The organism is Streptomyces calvus (assembly GCF_006782915.1).
Classification (GTDB): Bacteria; Actinomycetota; Actinomycetes; order Streptomycetales; family Streptomycetaceae; genus Streptomyces; species Streptomyces calvus.
In genome coordinates, this window is the sequence record NZ_VCNP01000043.1 from 385,528 (window position 1) to 407,674 (window position 22,147).

Annotated in this window: 17 protein-coding genes and 1 pseudogene; 12 read left to right on the plus strand and 6 right to left on the minus strand. The window is 73.4% G+C overall.

The features are described 5' to 3' along the window. Positions 1 to 229: 229 nt before the first annotated feature. Positions 230 to 1,258, minus strand: coding sequence for an SGNH/GDSL hydrolase family protein (locus FGW31_RS20670; RefSeq protein WP_142194918.1), 1,029 nt, complete (start codon positions 1,256 to 1,258; stop codon positions 230 to 232). 163 nt (positions 1,259 to 1,421) lie between these two features. Between FGW31_RS20670 and FGW31_RS20675 the strand changes: the two genes are divergently transcribed. Then, positions 1,422 to 2,810, plus strand: a complete 1,389-nt coding sequence (locus tag FGW31_RS20675; protein WP_142194919.1) for a cystathionine beta-synthase — start codon at positions 1,422 to 1,424, stop codon at positions 2,808 to 2,810. 379 nt (positions 2,811 to 3,189) lie between these two features. Here the strand turns inward: FGW31_RS20675 and FGW31_RS20680 are convergent, their stop codons facing one another. After that, complete coding sequence (locus FGW31_RS20680) at positions 3,190 to 4,050, minus strand: helix-turn-helix transcriptional regulator (protein WP_142194920.1); 861 nt, start codon at positions 4,048 to 4,050, stop codon at positions 3,190 to 3,192. A gap of 145 nt (positions 4,051 to 4,195) precedes the next feature. Here FGW31_RS20680 and FGW31_RS20685 point away from each other — a divergent pair, with 145 nt between their 5' ends. After that, complete coding sequence (locus FGW31_RS20685; RefSeq protein ID WP_142194921.1) at positions 4,196 to 4,957, plus strand: SDR family oxidoreductase; 762 nt, start codon at positions 4,196 to 4,198, stop codon at positions 4,955 to 4,957. Positions 4,958 to 4,969: 12 nt separating this feature from the next. Here the strand turns inward: FGW31_RS20685 and FGW31_RS20690 are convergent, their stop codons facing one another. Next, complete coding sequence (locus tag FGW31_RS20690) at positions 4,970 to 5,392, minus strand: hypothetical protein (protein WP_142195008.1); 423 nt, start codon at positions 5,390 to 5,392, stop codon at positions 4,970 to 4,972. An 836-nt stretch (positions 5,393 to 6,228) separates the two neighbouring features. On the opposite strand from FGW31_RS20690, the gene FGW31_RS20695 reads away from it, so the two are divergent. Next, positions 6,229 to 7,071, plus strand: coding sequence for a MurR/RpiR family transcriptional regulator (locus FGW31_RS20695; protein WP_142194922.1), 843 nt, complete (start codon positions 6,229 to 6,231; stop codon positions 7,069 to 7,071). Positions 7,072 to 7,200: 129 nt separating this feature from the next. Then, positions 7,201 to 7,809: a hypothetical protein gene (locus FGW31_RS20700; RefSeq protein ID WP_142194923.1), complete on the plus strand. Its 609-nt coding sequence runs from the start codon at positions 7,201 to 7,203 to the stop codon at positions 7,807 to 7,809. Positions 7,810 to 8,088: 279 nt separating this feature from the next. On the opposite strand, the pseudogene FGW31_RS20705 reads toward FGW31_RS20700, so the two are convergent. Further along, a pseudogene (locus FGW31_RS20705) lies at positions 8,089 to 9,393 on the minus strand (type III PLP-dependent enzyme domain-containing protein); the annotation flags it as partial. A 191-nt stretch (positions 9,394 to 9,584) separates the two neighbouring features. Between FGW31_RS20705 and hutU the strand changes: the two are divergent. From hutU to hutI, 4 genes are read left to right on the plus strand one after another with little or no spacing between them, the layout of a single operon-like run. After that, entirely contained in the window at positions 9,585 to 11,258 is a 1,674-nt protein-coding gene (gene hutU / locus FGW31_RS20710) for a urocanate hydratase (RefSeq protein WP_142194924.1), read from the plus strand. Beyond that, positions 11,255 to 12,472, plus strand: a complete 1,218-nt coding sequence (locus FGW31_RS20715) for an allantoate amidohydrolase (RefSeq protein ID WP_142194925.1) — start codon at positions 11,255 to 11,257, stop codon at positions 12,470 to 12,472. Before hutU ends, FGW31_RS20715 begins: the two co-directional genes overlap by 4 nt. Next, the gene (locus FGW31_RS20720) at positions 12,469 to 13,815 is read left to right on the plus strand and encodes a formimidoylglutamate deiminase (protein WP_142194926.1); all 1,347 of its coding nucleotides are present in this window, start codon (positions 12,469 to 12,471) and stop codon (positions 13,813 to 13,815) included. Before FGW31_RS20715 ends, FGW31_RS20720 begins: the two co-directional genes overlap by 4 nt. Beyond that, a complete protein-coding gene (gene hutI / locus FGW31_RS20725; protein WP_373303364.1) occupies positions 13,812 to 15,002 on the plus strand; it encodes an imidazolonepropionase in 1,191 nt (396 codons plus the stop codon). Before FGW31_RS20720 ends, hutI begins: the two co-directional genes overlap by 4 nt. 675 nt (positions 15,003 to 15,677) lie before the next feature. Here hutI and FGW31_RS20730 read toward each other — a convergent pair. Beyond that, positions 15,678 to 16,592 carry an RNA polymerase sigma factor SigF gene (locus FGW31_RS20730; protein ID WP_142194928.1) on the minus strand — a complete coding sequence of 305 codons (915 nt, stop codon included), beginning with the start codon at positions 16,590 to 16,592 and terminating at the stop codon, positions 15,678 to 15,680. 251 nt (positions 16,593 to 16,843) lie between these two features. Between FGW31_RS20730 and FGW31_RS20735 the strand changes: the two genes are divergently transcribed. Then, positions 16,844 to 17,221 (plus strand): STAS domain-containing protein, encoded by a 378-nt coding sequence (locus FGW31_RS20735; RefSeq protein WP_142194929.1) that lies wholly within the window; start codon positions 16,844 to 16,846, stop codon positions 17,219 to 17,221. Positions 17,222 to 17,490: 269 nt separating this feature from the next. Further along, positions 17,491 to 18,054, plus strand: coding sequence for an ATP-binding protein (locus FGW31_RS20740; protein ID WP_142194930.1), 564 nt, complete (start codon positions 17,491 to 17,493; stop codon positions 18,052 to 18,054). Positions 18,055 to 18,141: 87 nt separating this feature from the next. Here the strand turns inward: FGW31_RS20740 and FGW31_RS20745 are convergent, their stop codons facing one another. Further along, a complete protein-coding gene (locus tag FGW31_RS20745; RefSeq protein ID WP_142194931.1) occupies positions 18,142 to 19,638 on the minus strand; it encodes an oligopeptide:H+ symporter in 1,497 nt (498 codons plus the stop codon). Between the two features lie 515 nt (positions 19,639 to 20,153). On the opposite strand from FGW31_RS20745, the gene FGW31_RS20750 reads away from it, so the two are divergent. Further along, entirely contained in the window at positions 20,154 to 20,831 is a 678-nt protein-coding gene (locus FGW31_RS20750; protein WP_142194932.1) for a response regulator transcription factor, read from the plus strand. A gap of 32 nt (positions 20,832 to 20,863) precedes the next feature. After that, the gene (locus FGW31_RS20755; RefSeq protein ID WP_142194933.1) at positions 20,864 to 22,138 is read left to right on the plus strand and encodes an ATP-binding protein; all 1,275 of its coding nucleotides are present in this window, start codon (positions 20,864 to 20,866) and stop codon (positions 22,136 to 22,138) included. Positions 22,139 to 22,147: the final 9 nt, after the last annotated feature.

Genomic DNA, 22,147 nt, shown 5'->3' on the forward strand with positions numbered 1-22,147 from the left:
AAGGGGGTGGTGGCATACCGGGTGGTTGGTGCGGGGCTGCTTGGGAAGTTACCCGTACGTATGCGCGCGGTCACGCGTGTCGCGGTGTGACATGGGCCGCAACTGTCTAAGCGCTTGCTTGGTCGGCGGGCGCGCGTCGCGGCCGGTTGCCGTTGCAGGAACCGGCAGCCGGCGGCCGGCAATCCGCGGCTGCGTACGCCGGCCGGCGGGCGGCGCCCGGCCGGCGTCGCTACGTCGGTGGCGCGACCGGCTCCGCCTCCGGGACCCGGCGCCGGCGCCGCCGCTTCAGCAGGGCCCAGGGACCCCACGGCCCCCGCGCGCCCGTCGGCATCGCCGCCGCGACCTCCGTGCCCGCCTCCGACGCCGCCTCCGCCGCCGCCCGCGCCACCGGCAGGAACCCCTCGCGGCGGGCCGCGTCCGGCCGCTCCTCCTCCGCCGGCCACAGCCCCAGCGCCGCGCAGACCGTCGGCAGCACCGCCATCGCGGCCGTCGCGTAGCCCTCGACCGACGGGTGGTAGCTGTCGGGGCCGAACAGTTCGCGCGGGTTCGCGGCGAACTCCGGGCCCAGCAGGTCGCCCAGCGACACCGTGCGCCCGCCCTGCTCGACCACGCCGATGGTCTGGGCCGCCGCCAGCTGCCGGGAGGCGCGGCGGGCCAGCCAGCGCAGCGGCTGGCGCACCGGCTCGATGGTGCCGAGGTCCGGGCAGGTGCCGACGACCACCTCCGCGCCGGCCGTCCGCAGCCGGCGCACCGCCGAGGCCAGATGGCGCACGGAACGGGTGGGCGGCATCCGATGGGTGACGTCGTTGGCGCCGATCATGATCACGCAGATGTCGGGGACCCGGGACGGGTCGGCCAGCGCCAGGGCCACCTGCCGGTCCAGGTCGTCCGAGCGGGCCCCCGGCGCCGCCACCGTGCTCAGCCCCACCGGGCGTTCCGCGACCGCCGCGACGCCCGACGCCAGCAGCGCGCCCGGCGTCTGCCCCGCCCGGTGCACGCCCTGGCCGGCGGCCGTGGAGTCGCCCAGCATGGTCAGCCGCAGCGCCGGCTCGCCGGGCACCGTGTAGGCCGCGCCGTACAGCCCGTCCGCGTTCGGTACGTGCGGTGTCGCGCCGTTGCCCACGCGGCGCCGCGCCAGCCGCGCCTCCGCCAGTAGCAGGCCCACGGTGGCCGCGCCCGCCAGGCCGATGCCCCCGCCGCCGTATGCCGCGCCGGCCGCGATCCGCCGGGCCACCCTCGCCCTCGACATGTTGGTCATGCCCGCCGCCACCTCCTCGAGCCGTACACCCAGTGCTTGCCCCGTACGGACCGTGCTCCAATCCCCACAGCGCGTGAACGGGGCGACGGGGCTCGGCGGGCGAAAGGGCCTAGGCTGGCCTGACCACTAGGACCACACCTTTTGCAAGCATCCGGAGACAACGGTGCAATTCCACGACTCGATGATCAGCCTCGTCGGCAACACCCCGCTGGTGCGGCTCAACAGCGTGACCAAGGGCATCAGGGCGACCGTCCTGGCCAAGGTGGAGTACTTCAACCCGGGCGGCTCCGTGAAGGACCGCATCGCCCTGCGCATGATCGAGGCGGCCGAGCGGAGCGGTGAGCTGAAGCCGGGCGGCACCATCGTCGAGCCGACGAGCGGCAACACCGGGGTCGGGCTCGCGATCGTGGCGCAGCAGAAGGGCTACAAGTGCATCTTCGTGTGCCCGGACAAGGTGTCCACGGACAAGATCAACGTGCTGCGGGCGTACGGCGCCGAGGTCGTCGTCTGCCCGACCGCCGTGGCGCCCGAGCACCCCGACTCCTACTACAACGTCTCCGACCGGCTGGTGCGTGAGACGCCGGGGGCGTGGAAGCCGGACCAGTACTCCAACCCCAACAACCCCCTCTCCCACTACCACTCCACCGGCCCCGAGCTGTGGGAGCAGACGGAGGGGAGGATCACCCACTTCGTGGCCGGCGTCGGCACCGGCGGCACCATCTCCGGGACCGGGCGCTACCTGAAGGAGGCCAGCGACGGCCGGGTGCAGGTCGTCGGCGCCGACCCCGAGGGGTCCGTGTACTCCGGCGGCTCCGGGCGGCCCTACCTCGTGGAGGGCGTCGGCGAGGACTTCTGGCCGACCGCCTACGACCGGACCGTCGCGGACGAGATCGTCGCCGTCTCCGACAAGGACTCCTTCCAGATGACCCGCCGCCTCGCCAAGGAGGAGGGCCTGCTGGTCGGCGGCTCCTGCGGCATGGCGGTCGTGGCGGCGCTGCGGGTGGCCGAACGGCTCGGCGAGGACGACGTCGTGGTGGTGCTGCTGCCGGACAGCGGCCGCGGCTACCTCAGCAAGATCTTCAACGACGAGTGGATGGCCGACTACGGCTTCCTGGAGGACGCGGGCCCCAGCGCGCGCGTCGGCGACGTCCTCCAGGACAAGGCGGGCGGCTCCATGCCGTCCCTCGTCCACATGCACCCCGACGAGACAGTCGGCCAGGCCATCGAGGTGCTGCGCGAGTACGGCGTCTCGCAGATGCCGGTGGTCAAGCCGGGCGCGGGACACCCGGACGTGATGGCCGCCGAGGTCGTCGGCTCCGTGGTGGAGCGGGAACTGCTGGACGCGCTGTTCAGCAGGAGCGCCTCGCTCGACGACCCGCTGGAGAAGCACATGTCCGCGCCGCTGCCGCAGGTCGGCTCCGGCGAGCCCGTGGCCGACCTGATGGCCGTCCTCGGCAAGGCGGACGCGGCGATCGTCCTCGTCGAGGGCAAGCCGACCGGGGTGGTCAGCCGCCAGGACCTGCTGTCCTTCCTGGCCCGCACCGGGAAGTGACGGACCGTCCGGAGGAACCAGAGGTGAACGGGGCCTGAACGCCCGGGTGTCAGGGCGTCCGCGATCTTCGTGATCTTCGTGGACTTCGCGGAAGTGGTACGAGGGTGTCACGTCCGCGCAGCACTCGCTTAACACGGCTCCGGCACATTGGTGGGTGTCGGCAGGGCGGGAGCGGCTCCCCGCCCGGGCCGGCGCCCGAACGGCGTCGAAGGACCTCCGGAGCGGCTCCCGGACCTCCATGGACGCCAGGGACGCGTGGCCCGGCTCCGGCCCGGCCCGCGTCCCCCGCGGGGACCGCCGTCGTCCCGCCCCCCGGCAACGGGGGTGCGGCGGTCCCCGCGCATCACGTCACCGTCGGCCCGGACACGTCGCCCGGATGTCAGTGCGTCCGGCTCGTCGTCGCCCAGCTCCCGAGCAGCGCCAGGCGCTCCGCCGTCTCCGAGTCCGGTTCCGGGGCGTAGACCACGATCGTCTGGTCCGGGGCTGCCGGGACGGTGAGTGTCTCGTACGGCAGGACCAGCAGGCCCGCGACCGGGTGCCGCAGCCGCTTCACACCGTGGTCGCAGGGTCTGACCAGGTGGTCGGCCCACAGGCGGCGGAAGTCACCGCTGGCGCGGGCGAGTTCCGCGACGAGCTTCCCCATGGCGGTGTCGTGCGGGTGGTGGCCGGCGTTCAGGCGGAGGTGGGCCACCGTCTGCTCGGCCACCGCGGCCCAGTCCTGGTAGAGGTCGTGTGCGGCCGGGTCGAGGAAGAGCCGGCGCGGCAGGCTGCGGTCCTCGGGGCCGGTGCCGCCGAAGCCGAGCACGGCGTCCGCGAGGGCGTTCCAGGCGAGGACGTTCATCCGGCGGTCCAGTACGTAGGCCGGGTTGCGGTCCATGCCGTCGAGGATCAGCTGGACACCCGGGCGCACACCGGAGGCGACGGGCCCGCCGTCGCCGCGCCGGTGCGGTCGGGCCACCGCCCGCAAGTACTGCCGCTCGGCCTCGTCCAGCCGCAGCACCCGGGCGACCGCGTCCAGCACGGCGTCCGACACTCCACCGGATCGCGTCCGGGAAGGCCCCCCGGGCCCTCTGCCCTGTTCGAGGCGGATGTAGTAGTCGACGCTCACACCGGCCAGTTGCGCCACCTCCTCGCGGCGCAGTCCCGGGACGCGGCGGCGGCCGTGAGAGGGCAGCCCCACGTCCTCCGGGCGGATCCGGGCACGGCGCGAGCGCAGGAAGTCCCCCAGTTCTCCGTCCATGCCCTTGAGCGTAGGCGGTCCGGGGCCGGCGAACCTGGTACTGCCGGACCCAGGAAAACCGTCGCCCTGCATACGGCGGCCGATGCCGCCGAGGGTGGTGTCCGAAGCCGGGGAGACGCCCCGGCCACCACCGAGGAGATCCCCCATGGCGTACGAGAACCTGGCCGGCCGCACCGCCGTCGTCACCGGAGCCGCGAGCGGCATCGGCGAGGCCGTCGCGGTGCTGCTGGCCGCCGAGGGCGCGCGCGTGGCGCTCCTGGCCCGGCGCGAGGAACGCCTCGCGGCGGTCGCCGGCAAGATCCGGGCGGACGGCGGGCAGGCACTGGCCGTCGCCGCGGACGTCACCGGCGAGACGTCCGTCGCCGACGCCGTCGACCGGATCCACGCCGAGTACGGGCCCGCCGACCTCGTCGTGAACGCCGCCGGCGTGATGCTGCCGCACCCCGTCGACGCCCGGCGCACCGACGAGTGGCAGCGGATGCTCGACACCAACGTCGCCGGCGTGCTGCGGATCACCGGCGCCTTCACCGCCGACCTGGTGGGCGCGGCGCGGGCGGGCCGTGCCGCCGACCTCGTGAACATCTCGTCGATCGCCGGGCACGTCCACTTCCCGAACTACGCGGTGTACGGCGCGACCAAGGCCGCCGTCACCTATCTGTCGGAGTCGTTGCGCGGGGAGTTCGGACCGCGGGACGTCCGGGTCACCAACATCGAGCCCGGGTTCGTCGAGAGCGAGCTGCGCACGCACATCACCGATGCGGAACTGTCCCGGCAGGTGGAGGGCATGCTGGACGAGGTGGGCGCGCTGTCCGCCGAGGAGCTGGCCGACCTGGTGGCCTACGCCGTGAGCCGGCCGCGCCGGGTCAACCTGCGGCAGATCGTGGCCCTGCCGACGCGCCAGGCCTGACCGCCGGCGGCCTCAGTCCTCCCAGTCGCCGTCCCCGGACGACCTGCGCCGGCCGAAGAGGCCCGGGTTGGTGCGGACGGCCTGCACGACGTTGACGCCGACGATGCCGGCCCAGGCGACCAGCAGGCCCGGCAGATGGGCCACACCGCCGCCGATGGCGGACAGCGGCACCGCCAGGACCAGCGAGACGATCCCGAAGCCGAAGCGCTCGCCCCAGGTGTCGGTGACCTTCGGCGCCCGCGCGTCCCGGGCCGCCGTCATCTGGTGCTCGGCGAGATGACGGCGCACCCGGCGCTCCACCGCGCCGTCGATGCGCTGGTCGACCTTCTCCAGGAACGAGTCGACCAGCGCGGATTCGTACTCCTCGCCCAGTTCCCTGCGGGCCCGCAGGGAGGCGTCGAGTTCCTTCTTCAGCTCCGCGTCCCGCGCGTCCATTCCGCTCATGCGGTCCACGGTAGGCAGCCCGCACACCGGCGGCACTGGGGATAGACCCCGTCTCGGCTTCGGGCCCGCAGGGGCCCGGACGCCCGCTTCCGGTGAGGGCGGCTACTCACTTCCGGCGGGCGCGGGCCACGCTTCCGGCGGGCGCGGGCCACGCTTTCGGTGGGGGCGGCAGCTCACTCCGGCGGGCGCGGGCCACGCTTCCGGTGGGGGCGGGCCACGCTTTCGGTGGGGGCGGCTACTCGCTTCCGGCGGGTGCGGGCGCACACTCCGGCGGGCGCGGGCCACGCTTCTGGTGGGCGCGGCAACTCACTCCGGCGGGCGCGGGCCACGCTTCTGGTGGGCGCGGCAACTCACTCCGGCGGGCGCGGGCCACGCTTCTGGTGGGCGCGGCAACTCACTCCGGCGGGCGCGGGCCACGCTTCTGGTGGGCGCGGCAACTCACTCCGGCGGGCGCGGGCCACGCTTCTGGTGGGCGCGGCAACTCACTCCGGCCGGCGCGGGCCACGCTTCCGGCGGGTGCGGCAACTCACTCCGGCGGGCGCGGGCGCGGGCCACGCTTTCGGTGGGGGCGGCAGCTCACTCCGGCGGGCGCGGGCCACGCTTCTGGTGGGGGCGGGCCACGCTGTCGGTGGGGGCGGCTACTCGCTTCCGGCGGGTGCGGGCGCACACTTCGGCGGGCGCGGGCCACGCTTCCGGCGGGCACGGCCGGCTCCGTCGCGTGGCGGCCGCCCGGGGCCGAGGTGGCCGGTACGGCGGGATGCCGCGTTCGCCTGTATAACGGCATGCAGGAATCGCGGTGAGTGAATAGGTCGAGGGGGAGTCACGTCATGAGCGGCACCGAGAGCCCCGCCGCGCGCCTCCAGGCGCTCTTCGAGGGGCACCGGCTGACGCCGACGCAGCGGCGCATCGCGCACAGCATGGTGCGGCGCGCCGCCGACGTGCCGTTCCTGTCCAGCGTGGAACTGGCCGAGCTGGCCGGGGTCAGCCAGCCCTCGGTGACCCGGTTCGCCGTCGCCCTCGGCTTCGACGGCTACCCCGCGCTGCGCCGGCACCTGCGCGAGGTCGCGCCCGCCGAGCCCGCGCCGGAGACCGGCTCGTACAACGAGTACCAGCAGGCCGTGGAGGCCGAGATCGAGAACCTGCGGCACCTCGCGGAGGCGCTGGCCGACCCGGAACCGGTGCAGCGTGCGGGGCGGGTCCTGGCGGGGAGCCGGCCGCTGCCCGTGCTGGGACTGCGGGCCGCGGCGGCCCAGGCGCACGGCTTCGCCTACTTCGCCGCCAAGGTCCACCCGGACGTCCGGCTGCTCAACGAGGGCGGCACGATGCTGCACGACCGCATCGACGCCGCCGCCCGGGCCGGCGCGAGCGCCCTGCTGTGCTTCGCGCTGCCCCGGCACCCCCGCGAGGTCGTCGACGCGCTCACCCGCGCCAAGGAGGCCGGGCTGACCGTCGTCACCGTCGCCGACTCCCCGTTCGCGCCGGTCGCCAAGGTGTCCGACCTGCTGCTGCCCGCGGCCGTCGGCACCGGGCTCGCCTTCGACACGGCGTGCGCGCCGATGCTGCTGGGGCGGGTGCTGCTGGAGGCGATGTGCGACGACCTGCCGGACGCGCAGGCGCGGTTGGAGGAGTTCGACGCGAAGGCGGCGGCGCGCGGGCTGTTCGTGGAGTGACGGCCGGCGCGGCCGGGCCGCGTTCTCAGACTCGTCTCAGGTTCCGCCGCTACCTTCCGTCGCGCAGGACGCGTCCTCGGAGAGGACATCCTCGGACGAAGCGCTGACGTGAGAGACGGGAGGCCGGACGTGACGCGTGGAGGACAGGGACTGGCCCGGGTGGCCGTCGTCGTGCGGGCCGGGGCGGCGCCACTGTGGTGGCCGGGAGTGTGTGCGGCGGGCATCGGACTGCTGGTGCCGGGGCTGACCGGGCGCCGCATCGGCGTCCTGGCGGGCGCCGCGCTGTTCATCGTGGCGGCGGCCGTCGTCGCCCGGTGGCGACGGGGACGGTACCGCGCGCTCGCCCGTACGACGGCCCGTGCGGGCAAGCACGACATCCTCCAGGACCGCGCGGTGACGGCACGCAACTGGCGCCGCGGGCACCGCTGGTGGCTGCTGCTCGCCTTCCTCGCCGCCGTCGGCACGGCGTTCGCGGTACCCGCCGCCGGTGGTCTGCTGCTCGCCGGGTGCGGGGCCGGGCTGTGGCTGAAGGCGGCCTGGATCGGCCGCCTGGAGCAGGCCGACGACGTGCTGCTGTGGGTGCGCGTCGACTGGCTGCGCGGCGGCGCGGGCGCCCCCGCCGGCCGCACGGTCAAGTCCTACCGCACCACGGGCATCGCGGCGGGCGACGCGGCCCCGGGCGGCGCCCGCCGCCGGGGCGCGGCCCCCGGCGCCCGCCGCACCCCGGCCCTGGTCTGACGGCGCGGGTGGGGCCGGCCCCGGCCCGACGGGTCAGGGTGTGGGCCCCGCCGTCAGGGCGTCGCGGTGGGCGCCGCCCGACTCGGTGACGATCTCCTCGACGGTCTGGGCGGGACGGACCAGCGCGAACGCGATCCCTCCCGTCCCGTCCGGCACGAAGCCGTGGACGGCGGGACGGGGCAGCGAGTTGTACCCGTAGTGGTGGGCGAAGTAGTACGCGCCGGTGTCCAGCGCCGCCGCGTGGTCGCCCTGCTCCAGCAGCGGCAGTTCCTGCCCCCGCGCCAGCAGGTCGCCCGCGAAGCAGGCCGGACCCGCGACGTCCTGGACCACCGGCGGACCCTGCTTGGGCCGCCCCTTCGCGTCGTACGCGGCGATCCGGAGCGGCCACGCGGCCGGCGCGTACACCGTCCGCGCCGCCACCTGCACGCCCGCGTGCGTCACCGCGACCGGGCGCCCGCCCGCGCTCTTGGCGTACTCCACGCGCGTGACCACCGTGCCGTGCTTGGCCAGCAGCGACCGCCCGAACTCGGTGACCAGCCCGTACCGCCCGGCGAACAGTCCCGGCACCGCCTCGCGCAGCACCCGCGCGTACCGCCCGTACGTCGGCACGGCCGGCTCGGAGGCGAAGTTCACCGGCAGCCCGCCGCCGATGTCGACGGTGTCGACCTGCCGCCGCCCCGCCCGCCGGTTGATCTCCTCCGCCAGCTCGTACGTCTCCGCCACGCCGCGCGCCATCGTTGCCGGCGCGATGCCCTGGGAGCCGGTGTGCGTGTGCAGCCGGGTCAGCCACGGCCGGTCCAGATACGCCCGCACCACCCACTCCCGCGCCCCCTCGTCGCGCAGCGCCACACCGAACTTCGAGGTCGCCGTGGCCGTGGACAGCGCCTCAATGGAACCACCGCCGACCTGCGGGTTGACCCGGAGACCGAGCGGCGAGCGGACCTCGGTCCCGGCCGTCAGGGCGTCGATGCGGGCCAGCTCCTGCGGGTTGTCCGCGTTGACGGCGATGCCCAGCGCCAGCGCCTCGCGCAGCTCGGCGGTCGTCTTGGCGGGCGAGTCGAGGACGGTCCGCCCCGGCTCGATGCCCGCCGCACGCGCCAGCGCCAGCTCGCCCGGACTCGCGACCTCCGCGCCGATGCCCTCCTCGCGCAGCAGCCGCAGCACCGGCACCAGCGGGGTCGCCTTCACCGCGAAGGCGTGCAGCACCGGTGTGCCGGGCGCGGTCACCGAGGCGAACGCGGCCCGCAGATCGGCCGCCGACTCCCGGATGCCGGTGACATCGAGCAGCGCCACCAGGGGGAGGCCGGAGTCCAGCAGCCCTTGCTCCACCGCTGCCCGTACCGCCGCGTCGCGCCGGGCCGCCCGCCCGGCGGCCCGCGGATCCGTCCCGACCGCCGGGTCAGCCGGATCGGTCCCGTCAGCCGGGCCCGTCCCGTTCATCGCGTCCGTCCAGTCGTCGTACGCCACCGCTTCTCCCGTCCCGCCGGTGTTCAGCGTGTCCGCGCGCCGTGTGTCCGCGCGCCTGTGCCCGCGTTCTGTGTGCTCGCTCTCTGTGTGCCCGGAGGCTGTGTGCCCGCGCTCCATGTGTCCGCGTGCCGTGTGCCCGTGTTCTCCGTGTCCGCGTGCATGTGTCCACCCAAACACCCCTGCCCGGGTGACGACACACCCGCCCTCTTGACTAGAGCTATTCAGAAGATGAGGATGTGAATATCTGTAGTACCCGTGGGGCCGCCCGGCCCACGGAGCAGCCGGGAGCAAGCACCAGGAGGCAGACCATGTCCGGACCCCGCCCCGTCCGAGCGCCGCGCGGCACCGAACCGAGCGCCCTGGGATGGCAGCAGGAGGCCGCCCTGCGGATGCTGCAGAACAACCTCGACCCCGAGGTCGCCGAGCACCCCGACAAGCTGGTCGTCTACGGCGGCACCGGCAAGGCGGCCCGCGACTGGCGCTCCTTCGACGCCATGGTCCGCACGCTGAAGACCCTCAAGCAGGACGAGACCATGCTCGTCCAGTCCGGCCGTCCCGTCGGTGTCATGCAGACCCACGAGTGGGCGCCGCGCGTCCTCATCGCCAACTCCAACCTCGTCGGCGACTGGGCCAACTGGGAGGAGTTCCGTCGTCTGGAGGCCCTCGGCCTGACCATGTACGGGCAGATGACCGCCGGCTCCTGGATCTACATCGGCACGCAGGGCATCCTCCAGGGCACCTACGAGACCTTCGCCGCCGTCGCCGCGAAGAAGTTCGGCGGCACCCTCGCCGGGACCATCACCCTGACCGCCGGACTCGGCGGCATGGGCGGCGCCCAGCCCCTCGCGGTCACCATGAACGACGGCGTCGCGATCTGCATCGACTGCGACCCGCGCGCCATCGACCGCCGCATCGAGCACCGCTACCTCGACGTGCGCGCCGACTCCCTCGACCACGCCCTGCGGCTCGCCACCGAGGCCCGCGACGCCCGCCGCCCGCTGTCCGTCGGCGTCCTCGGCAACGCCGCCGAACTCGTCCCGCAGCTCCTCGCCATGGGCGCCCCCGTCGACATCGTCACCGACCAGACCTCCGCCCACGACCCCCTGGCCTACCTGCCCGTCGGCATCGCCTTCGAGGACATGGCGGACGCCGCCGCCAAGGACCCGGCCGGCTTCACCACCCGCGCCCGCGCGTCCATGGCCCGGCACGTCGAGGCCATGGTCGGCTTCCAGGACGCCGGCGCCGAGGTCTTCGACTACGGCAACTCCATCCGCGGCGAGGCCCAGCTCGCCGGATACGACCGCGCGTTCGCCTTCCCCGGCTTCGTCCCCGCCTACATCCGGCCCCTGTTCTGCGAGGGCAAGGGCCCTTTCCGCTGGGCCGCGCTGTCCGGCGACCCGGCCGACATCGCCCGGACCGACAAGGCGATCCTGGAGCTCTTCCCGGAGAACGAGTCCCTGGCCCGCTGGATCAAGATGGCCGGCGAGCGCGTCCACTTCCAGGGCCTGCCCGCCCGCATCTGCTGGCTCGGCTACGGCGAACGCGACAAGGCCGGCGAGCGGTTCAACGACATGGTCGCGAGCGGCGAGCTGGCCGCGCCGATCGTCATCGGCCGCGACCACCTCGACTGCGGCTCCGTCGCGTCCCCGTACCGCGAGACCGAGGCCATGCTCGACGGCTCCGACGCGATCGCCGACTGGCCGCTGCTGAACGCCATGGTCAACGTGGCCTCCGGCGCCTCCTGGGTGTCGATCCACCACGGCGGCGGCGTCGGCATGGGCCGCTCGATCCACGCCGGCCAGGTCACGGTCGCCGACGGCACGAAGCTCGCCGGCGAGAAGATCCGCCGCGTCCTGACCAACGACCCGGGCATGGGCGTCATCCGGCACGTGGACGCCGGGTACGACATCGCCGAGTCGGTGGCGGACGAGCGGGGCGTGCGGGTGCCGATGCGCGAAGGCCACGAAGGCGGGGCCGCGTGAGCTTCCACAGCATGTGGGCGGAGCTGCTGCCGGTCGGCCGCAGCTCCGCCTCCGGCGGCTACCGCCGCTTCGCCTGGACCGGGGCCGACGCCGACTGCCGGGCCTGGTTCGAGCAGCAGGCCCGCAGCCGCGGCCTGGCCTATGAGACGGACCGCAACGGCAACCAGTGGGCCTGGCTCGGCGACCCGGCACGAGGCGACGCCGTCGTCACCGGCTCGCACCTGGACTCCGTGCCCGACGGCGGCGCCTTCGACGGCCCCCTCGGTGTGGTGTCCGCCTTCGCCGCCCTGGACGAACTGCGCCACCGGGGAGCGCGGTTCACCAGGCCGCTCGGCATCGTCAACTTCGGCGACGAGGAGGGCGCCCGGTTCGGGCTCGCCTGCGTCGGCTCCCGGCTCACCGCCGGGCTGCTCACCGTCGAACAGGCCCACCGCCTGACCGACGCGCAGGGCATCACACTGCCGCAGGCCATGGAGGCCGCCGGCCACGACCCCGGCGCCATCGGCCCCGACCCGGAGCGGCTGGACCGCATCGGCGCCTTCGTCGAACTCCACGTCGAGCAGGGCCGCGCCCTGGACCTGTCCGGCGACCCGGTCGGCGTCGCGAGCGCCATCTGGCCGCACGGCCGCTGGCGCTTCGACTTCCGGGGCGAGGCCAACCACGCCGGCACCACCCGGCTCGCCGACCGGCGCGACCCGATGCTGTCGTACGCCGAGACCGTGCTCGCCGCGCGCCGCGAGGCCGAACTCGCCGGAGCCGTCGCCACCTTCGGCAAGATCGCCGTCGAGCCGAACGGCGTCAACGCGATCCCCTCCCTGGTGCGCGGCTGGCTCGACTCCCGCGCCGCCGACCAGGAGAGCCTCGACGCCGTCGTCGACGGGGTGCGCAGCGCCGCGCGGGAGTACGCCGACGCGCATGGGGTCGAACTCGTCGTAGAGCGCGAGTCCTTCACATCCGTCGTCGAGTTCGACCGGGTGCTGCGCGACGAACTCGCCCGCATCCTGGGCACCGGCACGGACCTCACGGTGCCCGTCCTCGGCACCGGCGCCGGACACGACGCCGGGATCCTCTCCGCGCGTGTCCCGACCGCCATGCTGTTCGTACGCAACCCCACCGGCGTCTCGCATTCCCCGGCCGAGTTCGCGGCCGAGGACGACTGCGTGGCCGGGGTGAGGGCACTCGCCGACGCACTGGAAGGACTGGCCTGCACGTGACTGCCACCCAGCGGACGTACTGGCTGGAGCACGCCTGGCTCGGCGCCCGCGTCGAGCCGGGCGTGACCGTCGCCGTCGCCGACGGCCGCATCACCGCCGTCCACCGGGACACACCCGCCCCGCCGCCCGGCGCCGAGATCCTGCGCGGACTGACCCTCCCGGGGCTGGCGAACGCCCACAGCCACGCCTTCCACCGCGCCCTGCGCTCCGCCGTTCAGGTGGGCTCCGGCACCTTCTGGACCTGGCGCGAGGTCATGTACGCCACGGCCGACCGGCTCACACCGGACACCTACCACGCCCTCGCCCGCGCCGTGTACGCCGAGATGGCGCTGGCCGGCATCACCACCGTCGGCGAGTTCCACTACGTCCACCACGCCCCCGGCGGCACCCCCTACGCCGACCCCAACGCCATGGGCGAGGCGCTCCTCGCGGCCGCCGCCGAAGCCGGCATCCGCATCACCCTTCTCGACACCGCCTACCTCTCCTCCGGCTTCGGCCGGCCGCCCACCAGCCACCAGCTCCGCTTCTCCGACGGTGACGCGGACGCATGGGCCGCTCGCTGTTCACTTCTCAAGGAACGGGATCACGCACGGATCGGCGCGGCGATCCACTCCGTCCGGGCCGTGCCGGCGGAGCAGTTGGCGACGGTGGCGCGGTGGGCCGAGGAACGGCGGGCCCCGCTCCATGTGCACCTGTCCGAGCAGACCGCCGAGAACGAGGCCTGCCAGGAGGCGCACGGCTGCACCCCGACGCAGCTCCTCGCCCTGCACGGCGTCCTCGGACCCCGCACCACGGGCGTCCACAACACCCACCTCACCGCCGAGGACATCGCCCTCATCGGCGGCAGCGGCACCGGCACCTGCATGTGCCCGACCACCGAACGGGACCTCGCGGACGGCATCGGGCCCGCCGTGGCCCTGCAGAACGAGGGCTCCCCGCTCTCGCTCGGCTCCGACAGCCACGCCGTCATCGACCTGTTCGAGGAGGCGCGCGCGATGGAGCTGAACGAGCGCCTGCGCTCGCGCACCCGCGGCCACTGGACGGCCGCCGCCCTGCTGCGGGCCGCCACCGCGGACGGGCACGCCGCCCTCGGCTGGCACGACGCGGGCACCATCGAGCCCGGCGCGCTCGCCGACCTCACCACGATCGCCCTCGACTCGGTCAGAACGGCCGGGCCGCCGCCCGCACTCGGCGCCGAGACGGCCGTATTCGCCGCGACGGCAGCGGACGTACGGCACACGGTCGTGGGCGGCCGGCACGTCGTGCGCGACGGGGCGCACACACGGGTGCCGGACGTGCCTGGAGCCCTCGCGCGGGCGGTCGACGCCCTGCGTGCCCGATGACCACCCACGAGGACACGATGAGCACCGTCATCACCAACATCGCCACGCTGGTCACCAACGACCCCTCCCTCGGTGACAACTCCCCCCTCGGACTGGTCCGGGACGCGGCCGTCGTCATCGACGGCGACCGCATCGCGTGGACCGGTGAATCAAGCAAAGCACCCGCCACTGACAACCGGGTCGACGCCGGCGGCCGGACGGTCCTGCCCGGCTTCGTCGACTCCCACTCCCACCTGGTCTTCGCCGGAGACCGCACGGAAGAGTTCAACGCCCGCATGTCGGGCCGCCGCTACAGCGCCGGCGGCATCCGCACGACCGTCGCCGCCACCCGGGCCGCCACCGACGGGCAACTGGAGGCGAACCTCACGCGTTTCCTCGCCGAGGCGCTCCGCCAGGGCACGACGACCTTCGAGACCAAGTCCGGTTACGGGCTGACCGTCGAGGACGAGGCCCGCGCCCTGCGCGTCGCCGCCGCCCACACCGAGGAGGTCACCTACCTCGGCGCGCACATCGTCGCCCCCGAGTACGCCGAGGACCCGGCAGCCTACGTGGAGCTGGTCACCGGCGAGATGCTCGACGCCTGCGCGCCGCACGCCCGTTGGATCGACGTCTTCTGCGAGAAGGGCGCCTTCGACGGCGACCAGGCCCGTGCGATCCTCACCGCGGGGAAGGCGAGGGGACTGCACCCGCGCATCCACGCCAACCAGCTGTCCCACGGCCCCGGCGTCCAGCTCGCCGTGGAGCTCGACGCCGCCAGCGCCGACCACTGCACCCACCTCACGGACGCCGACGTCGACGCCCTCGCGAACGGCTCGACCGTCGCGACGCTGCTGCCCGGCGCCGAGTTCTCCACCCGCGCCGAATGGCCCGACGCCCGCAGGCTGCTGGACGCGGGCGTCACCGTCGCGCTGTCCACGGACTGCAATCCCGGGTCGTCGTTCACGTCCTCGGTGCCGTTCTGCGTCGCGCTCGCCGTGCGGGACATGGGCATGACGCCGGACGAGGCGGTCTGGTCGGCCACGGCGGGCGGCGCGGCGGCCCTGCGCCGCACCGACATCGGCCGGCTGACGCCGGGTGCCCGGGCCGACCTGACCCTGCTCGACGCCCCGAGCCACGTCCACCTCGCCTACCGCCCCGGCGTCCCGCTGGTCGCCGGCGTCTGGCGCAACGGCACCCGCGTCGTCTGAGACACACGGCCACCACGGCGGCCGGCCGCGGCAGCACGACACCTGCGGTCGGCCCGCCCGCACGATCGGGCGCGTCGGCGCACCACTTGGGGTCCGCGGTCACCTTGCGCCCGGAGTACCACACCGGGCCGGCGCATCACGGCGGCCGGCCGCGGCAGCACGACTCCTGCGGTCGGCCCGCCCGCGCAATCGGGCGCGTCGGCGCACCACTTGGGGTCCGCGGTCACCATGCGCCCGGAGCACCACACCGGGCCCGCACACCACGGCGGTCGGCCGCGGCAGCACGACACCCGGGGTCGGCCCGCCCGCACAATTAGGCGCGCCCGCACACCACTTCAAGCCCCGCGCACGAGATCGCGGCCCCGCACACCGCATCGCGGCCCCGCTCACGACTTCGCACCCCGCACACCGCATCGCGGCCCCGCGCACGACTTCGCACCCCGTACACCGCATCGCGCACCGCGCAACGAGACGCGCCGCCGCGCAACGAGGCGCGCCCCGCGCCCGGCGGGCGCCCGGTGCCCGGGTGGGCATCCGGCGCCGGCAGGGCGCGGGGCGCGGTCACGTCGTCCGGAGTGGCGTCACGACGTGCGACCGTCACCGCCTGCGGGATGACGTCGTGTCACACGGGGCCGTCACTCGTGCACGGCCGTCACCGGGCGGGGTGACGGCACGTCATTCCTCGACGGTCAGCCCCTTGCGCAGTTTCACCAGCGTCCGCGACAGCAGCCGGGAGACGTGCATCTGGGAGATGCCCAGCTCCTCGCCGATCTCCGACTGGGTCATGCCCGCGACGAAGCGCAGGGACAGGATCTTCCGGTCCCGTGCGGGCAGTTCGGCGATCAGCGGCTTCAGCGACTCGACGTACTCGATGCCTTCGAGCCCGTTGTCCTCGTAACCGATCCGGTCCGCCAGCGCGCCCTCGGCGTCGTCCTCCTCCGGCTGGGCGTCCAGCGAGGAGGCGGTGTAGGCGTTGGACGCCGCCATGCCCTCGACGACCTCGTCGTTGCTGATGCCCAGCCGCGCGGCCAGCTCGGGCACGGTCGGCGCCCGGTCCAGCTGCTGGGCCAGCTCGTCACCGGCCTTGGCCAGGTCGAGCCGCAGCTCCTGCAGCCGGCGCGGCACGCGCACGGACCAGGAGGTGTCGCGGAAGAAGCGCTTGATCTCGCCGATGATGGTTGGCATCGCGAAGGTGGGGAACTCCACACCGCGCGACAGTTCGAAGCGGTCGATCGCCTTGATCAGGCCGATGGTGCCGACCTGGATGATGTCCTCCATCGGCTCGCTGCGCGAGCGGAAGCGGGAGGCGGCGAACTTGACCAGGGCGAGGTTGAGCTCGACGAGCGTGTTGCGCACGTACGAGAACTCGTGAGTGCCTTCCTCCAGCGACTCCAGGCGCTCGAAGAGGGTCTTGGAGAGAGCCCGCGCGTCGACCGGGCCCACCTCGTCGTAAGGGGGGATCTCCGGCAGTCCGGCGAGTAGGTCGTCGGGGACGACACCCAGGTCGTCCTGCTCGATGGGATTCAGATGTTCCGGAGGGGGTGTCGACGTCGCTTCGTGGGTAGGCGATGCGTCGAGCCGGGGTGACATGATGTCCTCCATCGTTCTCGGCATAAGGCTGCCGAAGCCGATACGTGCACTGCGGTGTGCGGCGCCTCCAAAGCCGGCCGTGTCGGGTACGTGTTCTTACTAGCCCTACCCGCTTCCCCGAGCCCTCCGCAAGTGCGTTCTGTTTGTATATGTCCGTTTGTGCGTGATTGTTAGAGTGTCGGAGCGTGCCCGGAAGGCGTAATGTTCGAGGGCGTCATCAAGCAGCCACGACGTCGGGAGAGAGAGACGGCATGGACCGCGGGACGGTCGGCAGCGCACAGTCGGGCCGGCTTCTGGTCGAGGTGCGAGAAGAGGGCCCCAGTGCCGTCGTGACTCCGGCGGGTGAGTTGGATCACCACACCGCCGACCTGTTGCGAGAGCCACTGGAGGACTGCCTCGCCAAGGGATTCAAGCGGCTTGTCATCGACTGCTCAAGGCTGGAGTTCTGCGACTCCACGGGGCTGAACGTGCTGCTCGGGGCCCGGCTCAAGGCCGAGGCGGCAGGGGGCGGGGTTCATCTCGCGGGCATGCAGCCCGTGGTCGCGCGCGTCTTCGAGATCACGGGAGCGGACGCGGTGTTCACCGTGCACGACACTCTCGAGGCGGCGCTGGCCGACGATTCGGCGTGACCCGCGCGGGCAGGCCCGGCGGGGCGCGCCCGACGCCCCTGCCGTCGAAGGGGCCGTCGCGCCGCGCCTCCGCGCGCGAGGACACGGGTGTCCGCTCTCCGTGTGAAGACGGGGGTGTCCGCCCGGCGCGCCCGGGCAGGAGACTCCCTGAACGTTCCGGACGCGATGGCCGCGCAAGCGCCGAGAACCGTACGCGTCCCGTGCGCGTGACAGATCGAGTACGGAATTTTGTCAGTCGTGAACTGGTGACACGGTGAGGTGAAGCGCTGATGAGCACCACCCGGCCCTACTCGCCGGGCGACCGCGGTCCGGAGCCCAGCGGCGTTTCCGGGGTGCCCGGGGGCGGCGCGTCGGCGGGGAGTGAGCCCGACGGTGGCGCGACCGCGCCGGTGGCGCCCGAGGGAGCCTCGGGGTCGTCGGGCGGCGGCCAGGTCCGCCGCCTGAGCTTCGACGGCCAGAGCGGCGTCGTACCGCTGGCCCGCGACTTCACCCGCCAGGCGCTGTACGCCTGGGGCTGGCTGCCCGCCGCCACCGCGGACCAGCGGGCCGCCGCCGAGGACGTCCTGCTCGTCGTCTCCGAACTGGTCACCAACGCCTGCCTGCACGCCGAGGGACCCGACCACCTCGCCATCACCTGCGACAACAAGGTGATCCGGCTGGAGGTCACCGACCGGGGCACCGGCCAGCCGGCCCCGCGCACCCCGCACCGGGCCGGCCGGCCCGGCGGCCACGGCATGTTCATCGTGCAGCGGCTCTGCCTGGACTGGGGCGTCGTACGGACGCCGGACGTGGCCGGCAAGACCGTCTGGGCGGAACTGGGCGCCCCCGCGTAGCCCCGCCCGCCGGGCGCACCTCCCGCGCGAACCCGAAGGGCCCCGCATCCAACCGGATGCGGGGCCCTTCGTCGGCTCGGGGACGGCTCAGCGCACGTCGCCCATGAGCGCCTTGACCTTGTTGCGGTACATCCACACCGCGACACCGGCGACCACGGCGAGCGCGGCCTCCATCGCGACGATGCCCGTCTTGTTCAGGTCGACACCCGCGATGGACAGCAGACCGGTCGTGGCGTCACCGGCGGTGACGGCCAGGAACCAGACGCCCATCATCTGCGAGGCGTACTTCGCGGGCGCCATCTTCGTGGTGACCGACAGGCCGACGGGGGAGAGCAGCAGCTCACCGACGGTCTGCGTGAAGTAGATGGCCACCAGCCACAGCGCCGCCGCCTTGTGACCGCCCTCGGCGATGGACAGCGGGGCGAGGAACAGGAAGAAGGACACGCCGACCAGCACCAGACCGGAAGCGAACTTCACGATCGTGCTCGGCTCCTTGCCGCGCCGGTTCAGCGCCAGCCAGATCCAGGCGAAGACCGGGGCCAGCGCCATGATCAGGACCGGGTTGACCGACTGGTACCAGGAGACCGGGAACTCCCAGCCGAGGACCCTGTTGTCGGCCGACGAGTCCGCGAAGATCGACAGGGTCGAGCCGCCCTGGTCGTAGATCATCCAGAAGATCGCGGCGGCGACGAAGAACCAGATGTACGCGGACATCTTCGACTGGTCGTCGCGGTCCAGGTCCTTGTCGCGCTTGATCCGCACCAGCACCATCACGGGGATGATCACGCCGAGCAGCGTCAGCGGGACCAGGACCCAGTTCAGCGTGTAGTGGCCGGACAGGCCGAGGGCGGCGTAGGCGACGACGGCGATGCCCGCCCACAGCGCGGACTTGCGCAGCGTCGAGGACTTCTCCTCGGCCGACAGCGGCTTCGGCACGACGCTGGAGTGCGCGTCCAGGTGGCGGCTGCCCAGCAGGAACTGCGCCAGGCCCAGGCCCATGCCCAGCGCGGCGAGCGCGAAGCCCAGGTGCCAGTTCACGCTCTCGCCGACGGTGCCGATGATCAGCGGCGCGGCGAAGGCACCGAGGTTGATGCCCATGTAGAAGACGGTGAAGCCACCGTCGCGGCGCGGGTCGTCCGGTCCCTTGTAGAGGTGGCCGACCATCGTGGAGATGTTGGCCTTCAGCAGACCCGAACCGATGGCGACCAGGCCGAGACCCGCGTAGAAGGTGCCGGAGGAGGGCAGGGCCAGCGTGAGGTGGCCGAGCATGATGATCGCGCCGGCGACGGCGACGGTCTTGCGGGGACCCCAGACGCGGTCGCCGAACCAGCCGCCCGGCATGGCGAGCAGGTACACCAGCGACACGTACACCGAGTAGATCGCCGTCGCGGTGCCGGCGTTCAGCGCGAGGCCGCCCGGCGCGACGAGGTACAGCGGGAGCAGAGCCCTCATGCCGTAGTAGGAGAAACGCTCCCACATCTCGGTCATGAAGAGAGTGGCCAGTCCGCGGGGGTGGCCGAAGAAGGTCTTCTCGGACCCGGGGGTGCCGGGAGTGACCGAGTCCTTCGTCAGGCTGGACGCCATGGTCGTTCCTTGCTGGTCGGGACGCGTCGCGCGAACGCGTACGCGCCCGGTGGGGGGCGGCCGGCACCGGCGGGTCGTACCGTCCCACCCCACGCCCGGGGGAGGCCGCCCCGGATCGCGGAGCGGCGGACGGCGACCACCGGGATCCACGCCTCCTCCGCGCGCAGACGCGCGGCGAGGCCCGGCCACAGGTCATTCCTTCCGGGGCCGGCTCGGAGCCGGCCCGCACACAAAAGAGACCCTCGGCGTCAAGTGCCGCCAAAGGTCCCCGTGGTGCAACAGGCGTTGGTTCACCATACGGCAGGACAGTGCCGGATATGGAAGGACTTGAGACATGGATCACAGGTTTCACTGGAACTGCGATCACCTATTCGAAGGTCCTCATCAGGATCGCACCCCACACTCTCAGGTCCGTACCGGGCTCCGTGGAGGTGAGAAAACGGTGTGGCGCCGGTAAGAACCGAGCCCGGCGATCACACCCCTGGGGCCGTCGCGCCGGGACTACCATCACTGGCATGACCCGTGTACTGCTCGCCGAGGACGACGCGTCCATCTCTGAGCCGCTGGCCCGCGCACTGCGCCGGGAGGGCTACGAAGTCGAGGTGCGTGAGGACGGACCCAGCGCGCTCGACGCCGGAATGCAGGGCGGCGTCGACCTGGTCGTGCTGGACCTCGGACTGCCCGGCATGGACGGTCTGGAGGTCGCCCGCCGTCTCCGCTCCGAGGGGCACACGGTTCCGCTGCTGATCCTGACCGCGCGTGCCGACGAGGTGGACACCGTCGTCGGCCTGGACGCGGGCGCCGACGACTACGTCACCAAGCCGTTCCGCCTCGCCGAACTGCTCGCCCGGGTGCGGGCGCTGCTGCGGCGCGGCGCCGCGGAGCCGCCGCAGCCGCCGGCCACCCACGGGGTGCGCATCGACGTCGAGTCGCACCGGGCGTGGATGGGCGAGGAGGAACTCCAGCTCACCGCCAAGGAGTTCGACCTGCTGCGGGTCCTGGTGCGGGACGCGGGCCGGGTCGTCACCCGGGACCAGCTGATGCGCGAGGTCTGGGACACCACCTGGTGGTCCTCCACCAAGACGCTCGACATGCACATCTCCTGGCTGCGCAAGAAGCTCGGCGACGACGCGGCCAACCCCCGCTACATCGCGACCGTGCGCGGCGTGGGCTTCCGTTTCGAGAAGAGCTGAACCCGCCGGGGTTCGGCAATGGGTAAGAGAACATGCGCCGCCGCCTGATCCAGTCCACCCTCGCCGTGGTGCTCGTCGTGATCGCCGTCTTCGGCGTCTCCCTGGTGATCGTCGAGACCCGCACCATCACCGAGAGCGCCCGGGAGCGCGTGGAGTCCGAGGCGGTGCGGCTGGCCAGCATCGTCGACAGCAGGCTGATCGTCGAGGACCAGGTCACCGCCGAGATCCTCAGCAACCAGGTCACCGAGGACCGGTACGCCGTCATCCGGATCCCCGGCAAGCCGCCCATCGAGGTCGGCACCGAGCCGGACGGCGACGTCATCAGCGCCTCGGCGCCCGGCGAGGAGGGCGAGACGGTCACCGTGCAGGAGCCGCGCTCCTCGGTGACCCGGGAGGTCGGCCGCACGCTGCTGATCATCGGGCTGGTGGCGCTGCTCGCGGTGATCGCGGCGGTGCTGCTGGCGATCCGCCAGGCCAACCGGCTCGCCTCCCCGCTGACCGACCTGGCGGAGACCGCCGAACGCCTCGGCTCCGGCGACCCGCGCCCCCGCCACCGCCGCTACGGAGTCCCCGAGCTGGACCGCGTCGCCGACGTCCTGGACCGCTCCGCCGAGCGCATCGCCCGCATGCTGACCGCCGAGCGGCGGCTGGCCGCCGACGCCTCCCACCAGCTGCGCACCCCGCTGACCGCCCTGTCCATGCGCCTGGAGGAGATCACCCTCACCGACGACCCGGACACGGTGAAGGAGGAGGCGACCATCGCGCTGACGCAGGTGGAACGGCTGACGGACGTGGTGGAGCGGCTGCTGACCAACTCCCGCGACCCGCGCACCGGCTCCGCGGTCACCTTCGACCTCGACGACGTCATCCAGCAGCAGCTCGCCGAGTGGCGCCCCGCCTACCGCAGCGCCGGCCGGGCGATCGTCACCTCGGGCAAGCGGCACCTGCGGGCGGTGGGCACGCCGGGCGCGGTCGCCCAGGTGCTGGCGGCGCTGATCGAGAACTCGCTGATGCACGGCGGCGGCACGGTCGCCCTGCGCACCCGGGTCACCGGCAACCAGGTCGTCGTGGAGGTCACCGACGAGGGTCCGGGCATCCCCGCCGACCTGGGCTCGCGGATCTTCGAACGGGCGATCAGCGGCCACAACTCCACCGGTATCGGTCTCGCCGTCGCCCGGGACCTCGCGGAGGCGGACGGCGGCCGCCTGGAGATGCTCCAGGCCAAGCCGGCCGTGTTCGGCCTGTTCCTGTCCCGGACACCCCCGGACAGGTCCCGCGAGGACGAGGGCCGGCAGACGGTCCGCTGACCGGCGCGC

Excerpts from the sequence above, each read along its gene's own strand:
- FGW31_RS20670 (WP_142194918.1), bottom strand. The coding sequence starts at position 1,258 with ATGACCAACATGTCGAGGGCGAGGGTGGCCCGGCGGATCGCGGCCGGC.
- FGW31_RS20680 (WP_142194920.1), bottom strand. The coding sequence starts at position 4,050 with ATGGACGGAGAACTGGGGGACTTCCTGCGCTCGCGCCGTGCCCGGATC.
- FGW31_RS20685 (WP_142194921.1), top strand. The coding sequence starts at position 4,196 with ATGGCGTACGAGAACCTGGCCGGCCGCACCGCCGTCGTCACCGGAGCC.
- FGW31_RS20690 (WP_142195008.1), bottom strand. The coding sequence starts at position 5,392 with ATGGACGCGCGGGACGCGGAGCTGAAGAAGGAACTCGACGCCTCCCTG.
- FGW31_RS20695 (WP_142194922.1), top strand. The coding sequence starts at position 6,229 with ATGAGCGGCACCGAGAGCCCCGCCGCGCGCCTCCAGGCGCTCTTCGAG.
- hutU (WP_142194924.1), top strand. The coding sequence starts at position 9,585 with ATGTCCGGACCCCGCCCCGTCCGAGCGCCGCGCGGCACCGAACCGAGC.
- hutI (WP_373303364.1), top strand. The coding sequence starts at position 13,812 with ATGACCACCCACGAGGACACGATGAGCACCGTCATCACCAACATCGCC.
- FGW31_RS20730 (WP_142194928.1), bottom strand. The coding sequence starts at position 16,592 with ATGTCACCCCGGCTCGACGCATCGCCTACCCACGAAGCGACGTCGACA.
- FGW31_RS20735 (WP_142194929.1), top strand. The coding sequence starts at position 16,844 with ATGGACCGCGGGACGGTCGGCAGCGCACAGTCGGGCCGGCTTCTGGTC.
- FGW31_RS20740 (WP_142194930.1), top strand. The coding sequence starts at position 17,491 with ATGAGCACCACCCGGCCCTACTCGCCGGGCGACCGCGGTCCGGAGCCC.
- FGW31_RS20745 (WP_142194931.1), bottom strand. The coding sequence starts at position 19,638 with ATGGCGTCCAGCCTGACGAAGGACTCGGTCACTCCCGGCACCCCCGGG.
- FGW31_RS20750 (WP_142194932.1), top strand. The coding sequence starts at position 20,154 with ATGACCCGTGTACTGCTCGCCGAGGACGACGCGTCCATCTCTGAGCCG.
- FGW31_RS20755 (WP_142194933.1), top strand. The coding sequence starts at position 20,864 with ATGCGCCGCCGCCTGATCCAGTCCACCCTCGCCGTGGTGCTCGTCGTG.